This window comes from Bosea sp. NBC_00550 (assembly GCF_026020075.1).
In the GTDB taxonomy this organism is placed as follows: domain Bacteria; phylum Pseudomonadota; class Alphaproteobacteria; order Rhizobiales; family Beijerinckiaceae; genus Allobosea.
The window spans coordinates 4,200,591-4,218,152 of record NZ_CP102772.1; the positions used below are offsets into that span (position 1 = coordinate 4,200,591).

General features: G+C 67.2%; 13 protein-coding genes. 10 read left to right on the top strand and 3 right to left on the bottom strand.

What is annotated here, in order from left to right:
- Positions 1-27: 27 nt before the first annotated feature.
- The 4 genes from NWE53_RS20210 to NWE53_RS20225 all read left to right on the top strand — a co-directional run bounded on the left by NWE53_RS20210 (position 28) and on the right by NWE53_RS20225 (position 4,205).
- Positions 28-1,614: an ABC transporter substrate-binding protein gene (locus NWE53_RS20210; protein WP_265051144.1), complete on the top strand. Its 1,587-nt coding sequence runs from the start codon at positions 28-30 to the stop codon at positions 1,612-1,614.
- Positions 1,615-1,685: 71 nt separating this feature from the next.
- A complete protein-coding gene (locus NWE53_RS20215) occupies positions 1,686-3,119 on the top strand; it encodes an amidohydrolase family protein (RefSeq protein WP_265051145.1) in 1,434 nt (477 codons plus the stop codon).
- A gap of 279 nt (positions 3,120-3,398) precedes the next feature.
- On the top strand, positions 3,399-3,575 hold the full coding sequence (locus tag NWE53_RS20220) for a hypothetical protein (RefSeq protein ID WP_265051146.1): 177 nt from the start codon (positions 3,399-3,401) through the stop codon (positions 3,573-3,575).
- 33 nt (positions 3,576-3,608) lie between these two features.
- Positions 3,609-4,205, top strand: a complete 597-nt coding sequence (locus NWE53_RS20225; protein WP_442864855.1) for an SCO family protein — start codon at positions 3,609-3,611, stop codon at positions 4,203-4,205.
- On the opposite strand, the gene NWE53_RS20230 is transcribed toward NWE53_RS20225, so the two are convergent.
- The 3 genes from NWE53_RS20230 to NWE53_RS20240 all read right to left on the bottom strand — a co-directional run bounded on the left by NWE53_RS20230 (position 4,150) and on the right by NWE53_RS20240 (position 8,084).
- On the bottom strand, positions 4,150-6,063 hold the full coding sequence (locus tag NWE53_RS20230) for a glycosyltransferase family 2 protein (protein ID WP_265051147.1): 1,914 nt from the start codon (positions 6,061-6,063) through the stop codon (positions 4,150-4,152). The genes NWE53_RS20225 and NWE53_RS20230 overlap by 56 nt on opposite strands.
- A gap of 123 nt (positions 6,064-6,186) precedes the next feature.
- Entirely contained in the window at positions 6,187-7,404 is a 1,218-nt protein-coding gene (trpB, locus tag NWE53_RS20235) for a tryptophan synthase subunit beta (RefSeq protein WP_265051148.1), read from the bottom strand.
- The gene (locus NWE53_RS20240; protein ID WP_265051149.1) at positions 7,401-8,084 is read right to left on the bottom strand and encodes a phosphoribosylanthranilate isomerase; all 684 of its coding nucleotides are present in this window, start codon (positions 8,082-8,084) and stop codon (positions 7,401-7,403) included. Before NWE53_RS20240 ends, trpB begins: the two co-directional genes overlap by 4 nt.
- Before the next feature lie 113 nt (positions 8,085-8,197).
- Between NWE53_RS20240 and NWE53_RS20245 the strand changes: the two genes are divergently transcribed.
- The 6 genes from NWE53_RS20245 to polA all read left to right on the top strand — a co-directional run bounded on the left by NWE53_RS20245 (position 8,198) and on the right by polA (position 17,506).
- On the top strand, positions 8,198-9,484 hold the full coding sequence (locus tag NWE53_RS20245; protein WP_265051150.1) for a TAXI family TRAP transporter solute-binding subunit: 1,287 nt from the start codon (positions 8,198-8,200) through the stop codon (positions 9,482-9,484).
- A gap of 153 nt (positions 9,485-9,637) precedes the next feature.
- A complete protein-coding gene (gene typA / locus NWE53_RS20250) occupies positions 9,638-11,461 on the top strand; it encodes a translational GTPase TypA (protein ID WP_265051151.1) in 1,824 nt (607 codons plus the stop codon).
- An 8-nt stretch (positions 11,462-11,469) separates the two neighbouring features.
- Entirely contained in the window at positions 11,470-12,030 is a 561-nt protein-coding gene (locus NWE53_RS20255) for an ATP-binding protein (RefSeq protein ID WP_265051152.1), read from the top strand.
- Positions 12,031-12,148: 118 nt separating this feature from the next.
- Positions 12,149-13,087 (top strand): aldo/keto reductase, encoded by a 939-nt coding sequence (locus NWE53_RS20260; RefSeq protein ID WP_265051153.1) that lies wholly within the window; start codon positions 12,149-12,151, stop codon positions 13,085-13,087.
- A 332-nt stretch (positions 13,088-13,419) separates the two neighbouring features.
- Positions 13,420-14,370 carry an IS110 family RNA-guided transposase gene (locus NWE53_RS20265; RefSeq protein WP_265050007.1) on the top strand — a complete coding sequence of 317 codons (951 nt, stop codon included), beginning with the start codon at positions 13,420-13,422 and terminating at the stop codon, positions 14,368-14,370.
- A 94-nt stretch (positions 14,371-14,464) separates the two neighbouring features.
- Complete coding sequence (gene polA, locus NWE53_RS20270) at positions 14,465-17,506, top strand: DNA polymerase I (protein ID WP_265051154.1); 3,042 nt, start codon at positions 14,465-14,467, stop codon at positions 17,504-17,506.
- Positions 17,507-17,562 lie beyond the last annotated feature (56 nt).

Here is a 17,562-nt window from a genome sequence, read left to right on the forward strand (position 1 = left end):
AGCGTCAAAAAGGGGACCTGCTCGATGATGAAACTATCCACTCTGCTTCTCGCCGGCGCCGCCGCCGCGACACTTGCCGCTGCGCCGGCCGTGGCGCAGCAGAAGGCGCCGCTCTCGATCCTGCGCGTCATCGACGCCGACAACTACGACCCGATCCGCACCACCGCGACGGCCGCCGCCGAGGTGCTCTACATGCTGGCCGACACGCTGGTGACGGTCGACTTCGACATGAAGACGATCAAGCCCGGCCTCGCGAACAGCTGGACGGTCTCGCCCGATGGCACGACCTACACCTTCAAGCTGCGCAACGACGTCAAGTTCTGCGACGGCCGGCCGATGACGATCGACGACGTCGTCTATTCGCTGAAGCGCTGGACCGACCCGGCCAACAAGTCGCCGGTCTCCTTCCGCGGCGGTCCGGTCAAGGATATCCGCGCCGAGGGCGACTCCACGTTGATCTACGAGCTGAAGGAGCCCTATAGCGATCTGCTGTTCCAGATGGCGCTGTCCTTCGCCTCGGTGGTCGACAAGAACACGGTCGAGAAGCTCGGCCAGAACTTCGGCGTGCAGGGCTTCAACGCCACCGGCCCCTATTGCTGGTCGAAATGGACCCCGCGCCAGGAACTCGTCATCAAGAAGAACCCGCACTACAACTGGGGTCCGTCGATCTACAAGGACCCGAAGCCGCAGGTCGACGAGATCGTCTGGAAGGTCATCCCTGAGTCGAACACGCTGATGGCCGCGATCCAGGCCAAGCAGGCCGACGTGACCTATTACATGCCCTATATCGCGCTCGACACGATGCAGCGCATCCCGGGCATGACGGTGCAGCGCCAGGAAAACTACATCTACGACATCTTCATGGGCTTCAAGGTCGACAAGCCCGTCTCGAAGGATCCGGCGATCCGCGAGGCCGTCAACATGGCGGTCGACAAGCAGGCGATCGCCAAGGCGATCTTCTTCGGCAAGGGCACGGCGCTGCCCTCGCTGCTGAACCCGGCCGTGCTCGACTACGACAAGGATTCGGCCGGCAAGATGCCGAAGCATGACGCCGCCGGCGCCATCAAGCTGCTGGAAGCGGCCGGCTGGAAGCCGGGTTCCGACGGCATCCGCGAGAAGGACGGCCAGAAGGCGACCTTCATCGTCTACGGCATCCGCAACGACGTGAACCCGCGCATCTCCGAGGCGATGCAGGCCGATCTGCGCAAGGTCGGCATCGACCTCAAGATCCAGCTCTGGGACGCCACCGTCGCCTGGGGCAAGCTCGCGACGCAGGAATTCGACGCCTTCTACATGGCCTACCCCTATGTGACGGCAACCGAGGCGCTGAACCTCTATTTCGCCAGCCGGCAGGTGCCGACGCCGAACCGGATGAACTGGAAGGACCCGAAGACCGACGAGCTGCTCAAGGCTGCGGCGACCGCCGTCGATGCCGTCAAGCGCAAGCAGGCGATCGGCGCGGTCCAGACCCAGCTCACCGAGGCGAATGTTTGGGTGCCGCTGGCCTCGCAGCCGCTCTGGGTGGTCGCGGGCGACCGTGTCGAGGGCGTGCGCGCCCATGGCATCTACGGCGCCGGCCTCTACAAGGGCCTCGACATCAAGCTGAAGCGCTGAGCGTCTTCGGCGCCGCGCGGTGAGAACCGCGCGGCGCTTTTTCTATGTCTGGTCGCTAGGGAGGAAATGTCATGACGATCACGGTCATCAAGAACGCCGAAGTCGTTGTCGCCTGGGATGCGGAAGCCTCCCGGCATGTCTACCTGCACGGTGCCGATGTCGCCTTCGAGGACGGAACGCTGCGCTATGTCGGCCCGCGCTATGACGGGCAGGCCGACGAGACCGTCGACGGAAGCGGCCGCATGGTCATGCCCGGCCTCGTCAACATCCACTCGCACCCCTCCAGCGAGGCCCTGAACAAAGGCTTCCTCGACGAGCTCGGTTCGCCCGCGCTGTATAATTCCTCGCTCTACGAGTTCATGCCGATCCTGCGGCCGGATGCCGAGGCGGTGCCCGACTGCGTGCAGGTCGCCTATTCCGAGCTGCTGCTATCCGGCGTCACCACCGTAGCCGATCTCTCGGTCGCCCATCCCGGCTGGCTCGATCTTGCCGCCGATAGCGGGTTGCGCGTCTGCCTGTCCCCGATGTTCCGCTCGGCCCGCTGGTACACCAAGAACGGCTATATCGTCGAATATGAGTGGGACGAGAAGGCCGGCGCCGAAGCCATGGCAACGGCGTTCGACGTTATCGAGAAGGCTGAGAACCATCCTTCCGGCCGCCTGTTCGGCATGGTCTGCCCGGCCCAGATCGACACCTGCAGCGAGGGGCTGATCAAGGACAGCCATGCCGAGGCCGGGCGCCGCGGCCTGCGCTGGCAGATCCACGCCGCGCAGTCGACGGTCGAGTTCCACGAGATCACCCGCCGCCACGGCGTCTCGCCGATCCAGTGGCTGGAGAAGCTTGGTGTCCTCGGCGACACCAGCATCGTCGGCCACGGCATCTTCCTCGACGACTATCCGCGCGTCGCCTGGCATAGCCGGCGCGATCTTGCGCTGCTGGCGGAGACCGGCACGACGGTCGCTCACTGCCCGACCGTGTTCATGCGCCGCGGCATCGCGCTCGACGATTTCGGGCGCTATCGCCGTGCCGGCGTCAGGATCGGGCTGGGTACCGACACCTATCCGCACAACATGCTCGAGGAGATGCGCCACGCCGGCTATGTCGCCCGGCTGATGGCGGAGAACCCGCGCACCCTGACCACGACTGACATCTTCGAGGCCGCGACCACGGCCGGCGCCGCGGCTCTCGGCCGCGACGATATCGGCCGGCTGGAGGCGGGCTGCAAGGCCGACCTCGTGATGGTCGACCTTGCCCATCCGATGATGCAGCCGCGGCGCGATCCCGTGCGCAGCCTCGTCTATGCCGCGGCCGAGCGCGCCGTCGACCGCGTCTATGTCGATGGCAAGCTGGTGGTACGCGACGGCACGGTGCTGACGATGGATTACCCCGCCGCCGCGCTGCGCCTGCACGAGGCGCAGAAGCGGACCGAGGCCGCGGCGCCGCAGAACGACTGGGCGAAGCGGCCGGTGACCGACTACTCGCCGCTCACCTTCCCGGTGAAGTGAGCCCTATATCGGCATAAGCGCGGATGTCGGCACTGCACCTCCAGAGCCTGCCGACCTCTGAAGAAACCGCCGCGTCATCCCGGGCCAGCTGCCAGCAGCGCAGATTCGGGGATCCATCGTAGAGCTCCGGAGCCCTCCGATGGATTCCGGGGCAAGCCCGGGATGACGTCGCGGCTCCGGGACAAGCCGGTACACTCCGGCGAAGGCATCGCCGCATCGTGAGCCCCTGCGTCACGCCGCCCGCTTCCGGACGGCGCGCGCCGGCGATAGGGTGTGCCCATGGTGCAGGTGGATCCGACAGCGCAAGCCGAAGCGGGCTCTTCGAGCCGCACAGGGCTTTTGTTGCTCGGCGGCGGCTTCTTCGGCCTGCTGCTCGCCGGCCTTCTGCTCTGGTGGCGCGAGGGAGACCGGCTCTTCACCGACGGGCTCATCGCCGCCATCGTTGCCTGTTTTTAGCGGCCTGTCTGCCGCCCTTCCGGGAAGCTCTCCGTGAATCGCCGTATCGTCCTGCCTCTCGTCGTCTTCCTTGCGGGCGCACTCGCGCTGGCCGCCGCCGCCATCATCACTTTCGCCCCGGGCCGTCAGGGTGGCGGTAGCGGCACTGCGAGCGTCGGCGGTCCCTTCACGCTGACGACACAGGATGGCAAGCCGCTCTCCGACGCGGATCTGAAGGGCTCGCCCTTCCTGGTCTTCTTCGGCTTCACCCATTGCCCGGATATCTGCCCGACCAAACTCTTCGAGATTTCCGAGGCGCTGCGCGCCGCTGGTGAGGGCGACAAGGCCAAGAAGCTGAAGGCGCTGTTCATCACCGTCGATCCCGAGCGCGACACGCCGGAGACGATGAAGAGCTATCTCGGCTCCTTCGATTCGCGCATCATCGGCTTGAGCGGCGACCGGCCGGCGATCGACGCCGCGATCAAGGCCTATCGCGCCTATGCCAAGAAGGTGCCCCTCAAGGATGGCGACTACACGATGGACCACACCGCGCTGGTCTATCTGATGGGCAAGGACGGCAGCTTCATCGGCGCCTTCAATATCGAGCAGACTCCGGCGCAGGCCGCAGCGGAATGGCTGCGCCACTCTTAGCCGCCTCGACTGGCGCGCGCTGGCGCGCCAGTCCGTGCTCCGTCTTGTTCCAGGCAAAACGCCGCGTGAAATACTCGTAGAGAGCCATCCAGGCCGCGACCGAGACCAGCGCATAGTAGAGCGGCAGCAGGGGCAAGAGCAGGAGCAGCCCGGGCGAGCCCCGGCGCAAGGCGCCGACGGCCGGCGGCACAAAGAGCGCGATGCTGCCGAGAAGCCAGACCGCGAGCGCGATGGTCGAGGTCAGGGTGGCGAGCGTGCCGACCGGTTGAAACAGAGAGCCGTCCCAGCAGGCGAGCAGCGCCGCGATGGCGAAGGCGGGATAGCCCAGCGCCGTCGCGACCGTGCCGAAGGCCAGCGACAGGAACGCGAATGTCGCGGCCGGACCGACTTCGCGCAGCAGGCTCAGCGGCGCCCGCGAATGCGTCACCAGCGTCTGGATATAGCCCTTGATCCAGCGCGAGCGCTGCTTGAGCCAGGCCGGAATGGTGACGGGAGCCTCCTCGCGCGTGTTCGACGGCAGGTCGCCGATGCGATAGCCGGCGCGGACCAGCCGCAGGCCGAGATCGGCATCCTCCGTCACGTTCCAGGCGTCCCAGCCGCCGAGCTTGCGCAGCGTCTCGGTGCGGAAATGGTTCGAGGTTCCGCCGAGCATGATCGGCAGCTGGAACAGCAGCAGGCCCGGGTTGAGGACCTCGAAAAGCCCGGCATATTCGAGCGCGAAGAGCCCGGGGAGCGTCCCCTCCGCGGCATGGTCGATCACGAGCCGTGCCTGCAGGCAGGCGAGCTCCGGCGGCCCGCCGAGAAAGCGCGCCGCCGCCATGCGCAGTTGCTGCGGATCGGGAATGTCCTCGGCGTCGAAGATCGTGAACAGCGAGCCGCGCGCCTCGAGCAGGGCGAGATTGAGCGCGCGCGGCTTGGTGCGCGGCGCGCCGGGCGGCACGATCGTCACGGTGAAATGCGCCGGCAGCGCCATCTTCGCCAGCGCCGTCCGCATGCCCGCGTCGTCGGCCTCGATCAGCAGGCGGATGTCGAGCTTGGCCGGCGGATAGTCGAGGGCGCACAGCGCATTCGTCAGCTGCCGCAGGACCGCTTCCTCGCGGTACATCGGCACGGCGACGGTGTAGACGGGCAGGCGCGCATCGTCGATGCGCCAGCGATGGCTCTGCCAGAGATCGGGGGCCGAGCGCTCGATGGCCGTAGCCAGACGCAGCAGGATGAGGCCGAGGAAGAGCGGGCCGAGCAGCAGGGCGAGCGCGAAGAAGGTTTCGAGCGGCGCGAAGACGCTGCCGATCGCGGCAGCCGCGAGGCTGGTGACGGCCGCGATCATTTGGCCCCGGCTGGCGCCGGTGCGCGCGCTGTCGCGGGCAAGCCCGCTCTCGTCGAGACCGGCAGCATGGCGGGCCAGCTCCGTGGCGTTCGAACGGCGCAGCGCCTCGGCGAAGCGGCGCGGCGTCGTCACCGCTATATCGCGGCGCTGTGGACCGGCCTCGATCATCCGGCGCAGTGCTGGCCCTTCGGGGGCGAGCACGAAGCGAAGCGGCGCCACTTCCTGTGTGGGCACGATGCCCTCGCGCAGGATCGCGGCATATCTGCCGCCTGACTGTACCGGTGGGCAGACGGAGTGGAATGGCAGACCCATCTCGGCCGCGAACGCCCGGTAGAAGGTGGCCTCGTCCAGCACGCCCAGCGCGATCGCTTCGCGGACCGGGTCGGTCCGATGGCGGCCGGCGCGCTCGGCTGCGCGCGTGAGCGCCGCGGGCGCAATGCCATGACGCGTCAGAAATGCGAGTTCGACGGGCAGTCCGGCAGGCGCCGGCCCGGGCACGCTCGAAGGGCTGTCGTTACCGCTGCCCCCCAAGGCGCCGGCCCCGCTTCACGCAACAGCGCCGGCGCGGTTGCGCCGAAGCAACCCATGGTTGCCGTTGACGTAACGAGAGTCGAGAGGCGACCGCGTAAAACTTTGGGAGAGTCCCGGAGGCGGCTAGCGCGCCGCCAGGATCTCAGCGACCTGCGGGATGTCCTTGTCGCCGCGGCCCGAAAGGTTGACCACCATCAGATGGTCCTTCGGCTTCTGCGGGGCGAGTTCGGCGACGCGGGCGAGTGCATGCGCGGACTCCAGCGCTGGGATGATGCCTTCCAGCCGCGAGATGAGCTGGAACGCCTCCAGCGCCTCCTCGTCGGTGGCGGAGAGGTATTTCACCCGGCCGACATCGTGCAGCCAGGAATGCTCCGGGCCGATGCCGGGATAGTCGAGCCCGGCCGAGATCGAGTGGGCGTCCTTGATCTGCCCGTCATCGTCCATCAGCAGGAAGGTGCGGTTGCCGTGCAGCACGCCGGGGCGTCCGCCGGAGAGCGAGGCGGCGTGCAGCCCGCTCGGGATGCCGTGGCCGGCAGCCTCGACGCCGTAGATCTCGACGCTTGCGTCGTCGAGGAAGGGATGGAACAGCCCCATCGCGTTGGAGCCGCCGCCGATGCAGGCGATCAGCGAATCCGGCAGGCGGCCTTCGGCCTCCTGCATCTGCTCGCGGGTCTCCTTGCCGATGATCGACTGGAAATCCCGGACCATCGCCGGATAGGGATGCGGCCCGGCGACCGTGCCGATGCAGTAGAACGTCGTCGCGACATTGGTCACCCAGTCGCGCAGCGCCTCGTTCATCGCATCCTTGAGCGTCTTGGTGCCGGACTCGACGGGGACGACGGTGGCGCCGAGCATCTGCATGCGGAAGACGTTGGGTGCCTGCCGGGCGACGTCGACCGCGCCCATATAGACGATGCATTCGAGGCCGTAGCGGGCGCAGAGCGTGGCCGTCGCGACGCCGTGCTGGCCGGCGCCGGTCTCGGCGATGATGCGCTTCTTGCCCATGCGCCGCGCCAGCAGGATCTGGCCGAGCACGTTGTTCACCTTGTGGGAGCCGGTGTGGTTCAGCTCCTCGCGCTTCAGATAGACCTTCGCCCCCGCGAAATGCTCGGTCAGGCGCTCGGCGAAATAGAGCGGCGAGGGCCGGCCGACATAATGCTTCAGCCCGCTGGTCATCTCGGCGTGATAGGCCGGGTCGGCCTTGGCGGCCTTGTAGGCCTCCTCCAGCTCGAGGATCAGCGGCATCAGCGTCTCCGCGACGAAGCGGCCGCCGAACAGGCCGAAGCGGCCGTTCTCGTCCGGGCCGTTGCGGTAGCTGTTCGGAGTCGAGGGGGCGTTCATGCCGTCAAGCCTTCCTGCACTGCCGCCGCGGCCTTGCGGGCCGCCGCGATGAATTCCACGATCCGGGCCGGGTCCTTGACGCCCACAGCGCTTTCGACGCCGGATGATACGTCGACGCCCGCAGGGCGGTTCACGCGGATCGCCTCCGCGACATTCGCCGGATCGAGCCCGCCCCCTAGCATGAAGGGCAAGCCGGGGTCGAGGTCGGCGAGCACCGTCCAGTCGAAGGGCCGGCCGTGTCCGCCGGGGAAGGCGGCATCCTTGGGCGGCTTTGCATCGAGCAGGATGCGGTCGGCCACGTCGCGATAGGCGGCAATGGCGGCGAGGTCCCCGGCTTCGGCGACGCCCAGCGCCTTCATCACCCGCCGGCCGGAGGCGCGGCGCAGCGCGGCGGTCTGCTCCGGCGTCTCGCGGCCGTGGAGCTGCAGCCAATCCGGGTTCAGTGCTTCGACCAGCTCGGTCGTCTGCTTCTCGGTCCAGTCGACGGTCAGCGCGACGATCTCGGCCTTGCCGCGCGCGATCGCGGCCAGTTCGACGGCACGCTCCAGCGTGATGAAACGCGGGCTCTTCGGATGGAACACGAGGCCGATCATATCCGCGCCGCCATCGAGGGCCGCGCGCAGCGTCTCGGGGGTGGAGAGCCCGCAGATCTTGACCAGGAAAGGTGGAGCGATCGACATGGCCGGGCCTTTAGCATGGCTCGGTCGTCGGCGCATGCCGTACTTGCGACATGATGGCGAAGGAAGCCATGGTGAAGAGGCGAAGAAGGGGTTGAGGGTTGATCCGGCTCGGCTTGGGCAGACGCGGTCTGGCGGTTCTGGCGGCTCTTCTCGCCATGTCCGGCCTCGTCGCCATGGTGTTCTACTACCTCAGCCAGCCACGCACGCTGCGCGTCGCGGTCGGGCCGCTCGGCTCCGAGGATGCGCGCATGGCTGCCGCCTTCGTCCAGGGCCTGAACCGCGACAAGGCTGCGATCCGCCTGCGGCTGGTGCTGACGGAAGGGTCCGAGGACAGCGCCAGGAAGATCGATGCCGGCCAGGCCGATCTCGCCATGCTGCGGGCGGACATCGCCATGCCTTCGACCGCCGACACCGTGCTGGTCACGCGCCGGACCTATCCCTTCTTCATCACGACCAGGGAAACCGCGATCGGCCGCATCGCGGATCTGCGCGGCCGCAGGGTCGGCGTCATCCGCAACCCCGCCGGCAATCTGACGCTGCTGAAGCGCGTCCTGACCCAATACGAAGTGCGCGCCGAAGAGCTCGAGATCGTCGATCTGGCCCCGGACGAGGTGGTATCGGCGGCCAAGGAGAAGCGCATCGACGCCTTTTTCTCGATCAATGCGATCGGCTCCCACACCAATAATGACGGCTTGCGCCGCCTGCGCGCCGCCTGGGGCGAGGACCCGGTGCTGATCCCGATCCGCGAGGCCGACGCGCTGGCGGTGCATTATCGGGCCATCGAATCCGGCGAGATCGTCCGGGGCGCTCTGGGCGGCGATCCGCCCCGGCCCGCGGAAAGCCTCCAGACCATCTCGATCACCTCCCGCCTCGTCGCATCGCAGAGCCTCGACGACAATCTGGTCGGTGAACTGACCAAGGAGATTCTCGGGCTTCGCCTGACGCTTGCGGCCGAGCTGCCGGCCGTGCAGGCGCTGGAGACGCCCTCCACCGACAAGGACGCGCCGCTGCCGGTCCATTCCGGCGCGGCGGCCTATATCGACGGCGAGCAGGAGACGTTCTTCGACCGCTATGGCGACTGGTTCTATATCGGCGCCATGGCGCTCTCGGCGGTCGGCACCGGTGGGGCGGCACTGCTCGGCCGCGAAAGCGCCAATCGGCGCAGGCGGGCCATGTCCGGTCTCGACGAGCTGCTGGCGCTGCTGGCAACGATCCGCGCCTGCAAGGACGAGGCCGAACTGGGCCGGCTCGGCCGCGAAGCCGACCAGATTCTGACCCGCGTTCTCGCCGATTATGCGAAGGGCGATCTCGATACGGCGGCACTCGCGGCCTATCGGCTCGCGATCGATCAGGTCGGACGTGTCGTCACCGAACGGCAGCTCGCGCTGGCCGAAAGCTGAGGCGCATTCACCTTTTGACGGTGTCTGCGGTTGCCCAAACGCCCTCCAGCGTTTATGTGCAGCGCAACGAATTCCAGATTCACGAGAAATGGGCTGCGCCGGCAGGGCTTCGAACCTGACCGGCTCGTGGCCTTGAAAGCAAGGCCCTCACGCATGTCCATGCGCAACATCGCGATCATCGCGCACGTCGACCACGGCAAAACCACCCTCGTCGACAAGCTGCTGCAGCAGTCCGGCACCTACCGCGACAACCAGCGCGTCATCGAGCGCGTGATGGACTCCAACGACCTCGAGAAGGAGCGCGGCATCACCATCCTGGCCAAGGCGACCTCGGTCGTCTGGAAGGATACGCGCATCAACATCGTCGACACCCCCGGCCACGCCGATTTCGGCGGCGAGGTCGAGCGCATCCTGAACATGGTCGACTCGGCCATCGTGCTGGTCGACGCGGCCGAAGGCCCGATGCCGCAGACCAAGTTCGTGGTCTCCAAGGCGCTGAAGCTCGGCCTTCGTCCGATCGTCGCGATCAACAAGGTCGACAAGCCCGACGCGCGCGTCACCGAAGTCATCAACGAGGTCTTCGACCTCTTCGCCGCGCTTGACGCCACCGACGAGCAGCTCGACTTCCCGATCCTCTACGGCTCGGGCAAGCAGGGCTGGATGGCCCATTCGCCGGAAGGCCCGCAGGATCAGGGCCTCGCTCCGATGTACGACCTCATCCTCTCCCATGTGCCGGAGCCGACCGTCGAGGGAGGCCCGTTCCGCATGATCGGCACGCTGCTGGAGGCGAACCCCTATCTCGGCCGCATCATCACCGGCCGCGTGACCTCGGGCACGGCCAAGCCGAACCAGACCGTCAAGGTGCTCTCGGGTGACGGCTCGGTCGTCGAGACCGGTCGCATCTCGAAGATTCTCGCCTTCCGCGGGTTGGAGCGTCAGCCGATCGAGGAGGCCGTCGCCGGCGACATCGTCTCGATCGCGGGCCTGGTTAAGGGTTCCGTCGCCGACACCTTCTGCGACCCTAGCATCGAGACCCCGATCAAGGCGCAGCCGATCGATCCGCCGACGGTGTCGATGACCTTCATGGTCAACGATTCCCCGCTTGCCGGCACCGAAGGCGACAAGGTCACGACCCGCGTCATCCGCGACCGCCTGTTCAAGGAGGCCGAGGGCAACGTCGCGCTGAAGATCGAGGAAGCCTCCGACAAGGACAGCTACGTCGTCTCCGGCCGCGGTGAATTGCAGCTCGCCATCCTGATCGAGACGATGCGCCGCGAGGGCTTCGAGCTCGGCGTGTCCCGTCCCCGCGTCGTGCTGAAGCGCGGCGAGGACGGCCAGCTTCTGGAGCCGATCGAAGAGGTCGTGATCGACGTCGACGAGGAGCATTCCGGCGTCGTCGTGCAGAAGATGTCGGAGCGCAAGGCTGACATGCTGGAGATGCGTCCGTCGGGCGGCAATCGCCTGCGTCTGGTCTTCCACGCTCCGACCCGCGGCCTGATCGGCTATCAGGGCGAGCTGCTGACCGACACGCGCGGCACAGCGATCATGAACCGGCTGTTCCATGACTACCTGCCCTACAAGGGCGAGATCGGCGGCCGTCGCAACGGCGTGCTGATCGCGATGGAGACCGGCGAGGCTGTCGCCTACGCGCTCTGGAACCTCGAAGATCGCGGCCCGATGATGATCGAGCCCGGCTGGAAGGTCTATCAGGGCATGATCGTCGGCGAGCACACCCGCGAGAACGATCTCGAGGTGAACGTGCTCAAGGGCAAGAAGCTCACCAATATCCGCACGACGTCGAAGGACGAGGCGGTCCGCCTTACCCCGCCGATCCGCATGACGCTGGAACGTTCGCTGGCCTGGATCGACGATGACGAGCTCGTCGAGGTCACGCCGAAGTCGATCCGCCTGCGCAAGGGCATCCTCGACCCGAACGAGCGCAAGCGCTCGCAGAAGCAGAAGGCCGAAGTGGCCTGATCGCCAGTTTGGTCGATACTCCGGTCGAGATTCTACTGATCACCGGTCCGGCCGGTGTCGGGAAATCGACGCTGTGTTGGGAAATGGGCGATCTGTTGGCCGCGGCCGGCATCGCCTATGCCGCGATCGAGACCGACGAGCTCGATCGCGTCTTCCCGAAGCCCAGTGCCGAGGATCTGGCGCCGCTGGCGCTCGGCGCCCGCGATGTCAGCCAGCTCAACCTGGCCGCCCTTTGGGGCACCTATCGCGCCCTTGGGCACTGGCGCCTGCTGATGTCGGGCGTCATGCTCCATGTCGATTTCGACAGGCGCTGGATTCGCGCCGCCGTCCCCGATGCGCAGATCACGGTCGTGCGCCTGCGTGCCGGCAATGAGACCCTGCTCGCGCGCCTCGACCGACGCGAGCAGGGGGCTGGTCGCGATGCCCAGATCGAGCGCAGCTTGCGTCAGGCCAGCCGCATGGCGAGCGAAGCTGTCGACGGCTATTTCGTCATCGACACGGACGGGCATTCGCCGACCGAACTTGCCCGCCTCGTCCTCGCGCGGACGGGCTGGCTGACGCCTGCCTGATCTGGCCGCGGCGGGAAACCGCCCGTTCGGCTGCTGCGTGTCCGCCCTGCATCGGGCGCCATTGTCTCTCCCCGCCCGCTCTGGTCCTCTGCCCGCCTCTCAGGGAAGGATCATCGCCATGCAATTCCGCAATCTCGGCCGCTCGGGCCTGCGCGTCTCGCTCGTCGGGCTCGGCTGCAACAATTTCGGCGGGCGCATCGATCTCGACGCGACCCGCAAGGTCGTCGATGCCGCGATCGAGCATGGCATCACCCTGTTCGACACCGCCGACATCTATGGCGAGCGTGGTGGCTCCGAGACGGCGCTGGGCGAGGTGCTGGGCGCGCGGCGCAAGCAGATCGTGCTCGCCAGCAAGTTCGGCATGGAGATGGATGCCGAGGGCGTGAAGAAGGGCGGCTCGCGCCGCTACATCATGAATGCCGTCGAGGATTCGCTGCGGCGCCTGAAGACCGACTGGATCGATCTCTACCAGCTCCACCGGCCCGATCCGCTGACCCCGATCGAGGAGACGCTGCGAGCCCTCGACGATCTCGTCCGCCAGGGCAAGGTTCGCTATGTCGGCTGCTCGAACGTCGTCGCCTGGCAGGTCGCCGATGCGCACTGGACGGCGCGCGACATCGGCATTCCCGGCTTCGCCTCGGCGCAGGACGAGTACAGCCTGCTGAAGCGCGGCGCCGAAGCCGATCTGATCCCCGCCATCGCCCATTACGGCATGGGGCTGCTGCCTTATTTCCCGCTCGCCAACGGCGCGTTGACCGGCAAGTACAAGCGCGGCGCGGCGATGCCGGAAGGCGCGCGCCTGACCAAGCTGCCGCAGCGCGCCGACGAGATCTTCAGCGAGGACAACTGGCGCCGCATCGAGGGGCTGACCGCCTTCGCCGAGGCGCGCGGCCATTCGCTGGTGGAGCTGGCCTTCTCCTGGCTCGCGGCGCAGCCCGTCGTATCGAGCGTCATCGCCGGCGCGACCAAGCCCGAGCAGGTCGCGGCGAACGTCAAGGCTGCGGACTGGGCGCTGACGGCAGAGGATCTGGCGGAGATCGATGCGATCGTGAAGTAAGGCGCGTCATTCTCGGGCCGCGCCTCGCGCGGACCCGAGAATCTCTTGCCGGAAGAGGCTCGCAGGTCTCCTCGTCCTGAGATGCTCGGGTCAAGCCCGAGCATTGTCTGTTTGTGATGGGGTATTGAGGTTTTGTTCCGCGTGAGCGGGATGTCTGGTCCGGCTGGCCGGCCGGACCAGACGCGACTCGTCGACCGTCCCGAGCCAGGGCTTTCGCCCGTCGTCATCGAGGTTGCGGGTCGCTTCCTTGTCACGCTTGGTGAGTTGCCAGGGCCTCTTCGCATGAGCCGAACGCCCGCAGACAATCACAAGCCCTTCGAGGATAGCTCCCGATGCCGGTTTGCACCACGGTCCCTGAACCCTCCCGTTTCCTCGGCTGTGATGTCGGCAAGGCCGGGATCGTCGTCTTCGACAGCCGCGGCGACACCCTCGGCAGTCTCCCTAACGAGGCTTCGGCCCTGGCAGCCTTCGCAGCCGGGCTCGGCCCGGACTGCCTCGTCGTCTGCGAGGCGACGGGCGGCTATGAGGACGCCCTGCTGGCGGCGCTCGTCTCAGCCGGCTGCCCGGCCCATCGCGCCGATGCCCGCAAGGTCAAGGCCTTCATCCGCTCCTATGGGACGCTCGGGAAGAGCGATGCGCTCGATGCCAGGGCGCTTGCCCGCTACGGCGCCGAGCGCCACGCTCGGCTGATCCGCTGGCAGGCGCCCGCCCCGGCACGCGAGCGCCTCCAGGTCCTGGTGCGGACCAGAGCCGATCTCGTCGCCCAGAGAACGGCCTGCACCAACCGGCTCAACGCTCCCGGCATCGAACCGGTCAAAGCCCCGCTCCAGGCCCTGCACGACTGCCTCAAAGCCCAGATCGCCGCCCTGGCGCAAACCATCGCCGAGACCCTGCGCACCATCGCCCGCACCGACAGAAGCGAGCAGGCCTTGCGCTCCATCCGCGGCATCGGAACGACCACCGCCGCCACCCTCATCGCACTCATGCCCGAGCTCGGACGCATCAGCCGGCGCCAGGCCGCCGCACTCGCAGGCCTGGCTCCTCATCCAAACCAGAGCGGCAGTCGAGACGCCTACCGCCCAACCAGAGGCGGCAGGGCCGAAATCAAGGCCGCCCTGTTCATGCCCGCAATGGCCGCCGCAAGGCACGACCCCGCCATGCGCGACGCCTACACACGCCTCATCGCAAACGGAAAAAAGCCAATCGTCGCTCTCACCGCAATCATGCGACGCATCATCGTCATCGCAAATGCCCGCGTCAGAGACCAAAACAAACTGAGTTGATGACGGCTTGGGCGCTGCCATTCCTGACAGCTTCGTGCACAACGACGCGCTGCCGCCATGGACCGCCAGCGCAGGCCCGCTTATGGTCCGCGCCATGAGCGAGACAGCCACGACCGCCCCTGCCCTGAAGCCCGGCGACCACCTCTTCCTGGTCGACGGCTCGAACTTCATCTTCCGGGCCTATTTCCAGTCGATCAACCAGGACCGGAAATACAATGCCCGCTCGGATGGGCTGCCCTCCGGCGCGGTCCGGCTCTTCGCCACCAAGCTCTTCCAGTTCGTGCGCGAGGGCGTGCTCGGCGTCAGGCCGACGCACCTCGCCATCGTCTTCGACAAGTCGGAGAACTCCTTCCGCAAGGCGATCTACCCGGCCTACAAGGGCAACCGCTCCGAACCCCCTGCCGATCTCATCCCGCAATTCCCGCTGATGCGCGAGGCTGTCCGCGCCTTCGGATTGATCCCGGTCGAGCAGGATGTCTACGAGGCCGACGACCTGATCGCGACCTATGCCAAGCAGGCGCGCGAGGCCGGCGCCGAGGTGCTGATCGTCTCGGCCGACAAGGACCTGATGCAGCTCGTGGGGCCGGGCGTCGCGATGTACGACCCTGCCTCCGGCGACCAGAAGAAGGGCGCGGGCTTCCGGGCCGAGCGTCGCATCGGCGAGCCCGAGGTCGTCGAGTATTTCGGCGTCACGCCCGACAAGGTCACGGATGTGCAGGCGCTGGCCGGCGATGCCACCGACAACGTGCCTGGCGCGCCCGGCATCGGCATCAAGACGGCCGCTCAGCTCATCGGCGAATACGGCGATCTCGAAACCCTGCTGGCGCGCGCCGGCGAGATCAAGCAGCCCAAGCGCCGGGAAACGCTGACCAACCCCGAGGTGGTCGAGAAGGTCCGCATCTCGCACAAGCTGGTCACGCTGGTCGACGATGTGAAGGTCGAGACCCCGCTGGAAAACCTGACGCTGGAGCAGCCGGACCCCGCGAAGCTCGTCGCCTTCCTCAAGGCGATGGAATTCACCACCATCACCAAGCGCGTCGCCGAGGCCTATGAGGCCGATATCGGCGCGATCGACGCCGACCCGGCGCTGGCCCCGGGCGGCTCGCGCGCGGCGGAGCTCAAGGCGCTCTATGTCGGCGCCGATGCGATCGAGGATGCCGTTTCGGCCGTGACGACGGCGACGCCGTCCGCCTCGGCGACCCTGCCCGAGGCTACCGGCGGCGAAGCCGGCTGGATGAAGCCGGCCGATCTCGCCGCCACGCGCAAGAACGAGGCGATCGCGGCGAAGATCGACCGTTCGACCTATGAATGCGTGCGCACGCTTGCCGATCTCGAACGCTGGATCGGCTGGGCCTATGAGGCCGGCCATGTCGCTGTGGACACCGAGACCAATTCGCTCGACGCGATGCAGGCCGACCTCGTCGGCATCTCGCTCGCGGTCGCGCCGGGCCGCGCCTGCTACATCCCGCTCCAGCACCGCGGCGGCGATGGCGGCCTGTTCGACGAAGGGGTGCTCGCCGATCAGATCCCGTTGGCGCAGGCCGTCGCGGCGCTGAAGCCGCTGCTGGCCGATGCCGGCGTGCTCAAGATCGGCCAGAACCTGAAATACGATCTGCTGATTCTGGAGCGCCACGGTCTCACCGTGTTCCCGGTCGAGGACACGATGCTGATCTCCTATGCGCTCGATGCCGGCATCAACAGCCATGGCATGGACAAGCTCTCGGAGATCCATCTCGGCCACGAGACGATCCCCTATTCGCAGGTCGCCGGCACCGGCAAGGCGCAGGTCACCTTCGACAAGGTGCCGCTCGACCGCGCGACGGAGTACGCCGCCGAGGATGCCGACGTCACGCTCAGGCTCTGGCTCGCGCTGAAGCCGCGCCTCGCAGCCGAGAAGAAGACGGCGGTCTACGAGGTGCTGGAACGGCCGATGGTCGAGGTCCTCGCCAAGATGGAGCGCCGCGGCATCGCCATCGACCGGCAGATCCTGTCGCGGCTTTCCGGCGATTTCGCGCAGGGGCTGGCCCGGCTCGAGGACGAGATCTACGAGCTCGCAGGCGAGAAGTTCACCATCGGCAGTCCCAAGCAGCTCGGCGACATCCTGTTCGGCCGGATGGGGCTAGCAGGCGCCAAGAAGACCGCGACCGGCCAATGGGCGACGGGCGCCGGCGTGCTGGAAGACCTTGCCGAGCAGGGCCACCCTCTGCCCTCGAAGATTCTCGAATGGCGCCAGCTCGCCAAGCTGAAATCGACCTATACCGACTCGCTGCCGGCCTATGTGAACCCGCAGACCACCCGGGTCCACACCTCCTATGCGCTGGCGGCGACGACGACGGGCCGGCTCTCCTCCTCCGAGCCCAACCTCCAGAACATCCCGATCCGTACCGAGGCCGGGCGCAAGATCAGGACCGCCTTCGTGCCGGAGAAGGGTTTCAAGCTCGTTTCGGCCGATTACAGCCAGATCGAATTGCGCCTGCTCGCGCATATCGCCGAAATCCCGCAGCTCAGGCAGGCCTTCGCGGATGGCATCGACATCCATGCGATGACGGCCTCGGAGATGTTCAGCGTGCCCGTCCAGGGCATGCCGAGCGAGGTCCGCCGTCGCGCCAAGGCGATCAATTTCGGCATCATCTACGGCATCTCGGCCTTCGGCCTCGCCAACCAGCTCGGCATCGGCCGCGAGGAGGCTAGCGCCTATATCCGCAAGTACTTCGAACGCTTCCCCGGCATCCGCGACTACATGGACCAGACCAAGACCCATGTGCGCGCCCATGGCCAGGTCACGACCATCTTCGGACGCGTCTGCCATTTCCCGGCGGTCTCCTCGAAGAACCCGTCGGAGCGAGCTTTCGTCGAGCGCCAGGCGATCAACGCGCCGATCCAGGGCTCGGCCGCCGATATCATCCGCCGTGCGATGACCCGCATGGATTCGGCCCTGACCGCGAACCGGCTCAACGCCCGCATGCTCCTGCAGGTCCATGACGAGCTCGTCTTCGAGGTGCCGGAGGAAGAGGTCGAGAAGACGCTGCCGATCATCGAGAAGGTGATGGTCGACGCGCCGAATCCCGCCGTGCAATTGCGCGTGCCGCTCGCCGTCGAGGCCCGCGCCGCCGGCAACTGGGACGAGGCACACTGAGCCGGCCGGAACCGGGCTGACCATTCCCGCGTTAACATTCCCGGCGCGCCAGGGGG

Coding starts and splice junctions, on each gene's coding strand:
- NWE53_RS20210 (WP_265051144.1), top strand. CDS start 28: ATGAAACTATCCACTCTGCTTCTCGCCGGCGCCGCCGCCGCGACACTT.
- NWE53_RS20215 (WP_265051145.1), top strand. CDS start 1,686: ATGACGATCACGGTCATCAAGAACGCCGAAGTCGTTGTCGCCTGGGAT.
- NWE53_RS20220 (WP_265051146.1), top strand. CDS start 3,399: ATGGTGCAGGTGGATCCGACAGCGCAAGCCGAAGCGGGCTCTTCGAGC.
- trpB (WP_265051148.1), bottom strand. CDS start 7,404: ATGAACGCCCCCTCGACTCCGAACAGCTACCGCAACGGCCCGGACGAG.
- NWE53_RS20240 (WP_265051149.1), bottom strand. CDS start 8,084: ATGTCGATCGCTCCACCTTTCCTGGTCAAGATCTGCGGGCTCTCCACC.
- typA (WP_265051151.1), top strand. CDS start 9,638: ATGTCCATGCGCAACATCGCGATCATCGCGCACGTCGACCACGGCAAA.
- NWE53_RS20260 (WP_265051153.1), top strand. CDS start 12,149: ATGCAATTCCGCAATCTCGGCCGCTCGGGCCTGCGCGTCTCGCTCGTC.
- NWE53_RS20265 (WP_265050007.1), top strand. CDS start 13,420: ATGCCGGTTTGCACCACGGTCCCTGAACCCTCCCGTTTCCTCGGCTGT.
- polA (WP_265051154.1), top strand. CDS start 14,465: ATGAGCGAGACAGCCACGACCGCCCCTGCCCTGAAGCCCGGCGACCAC.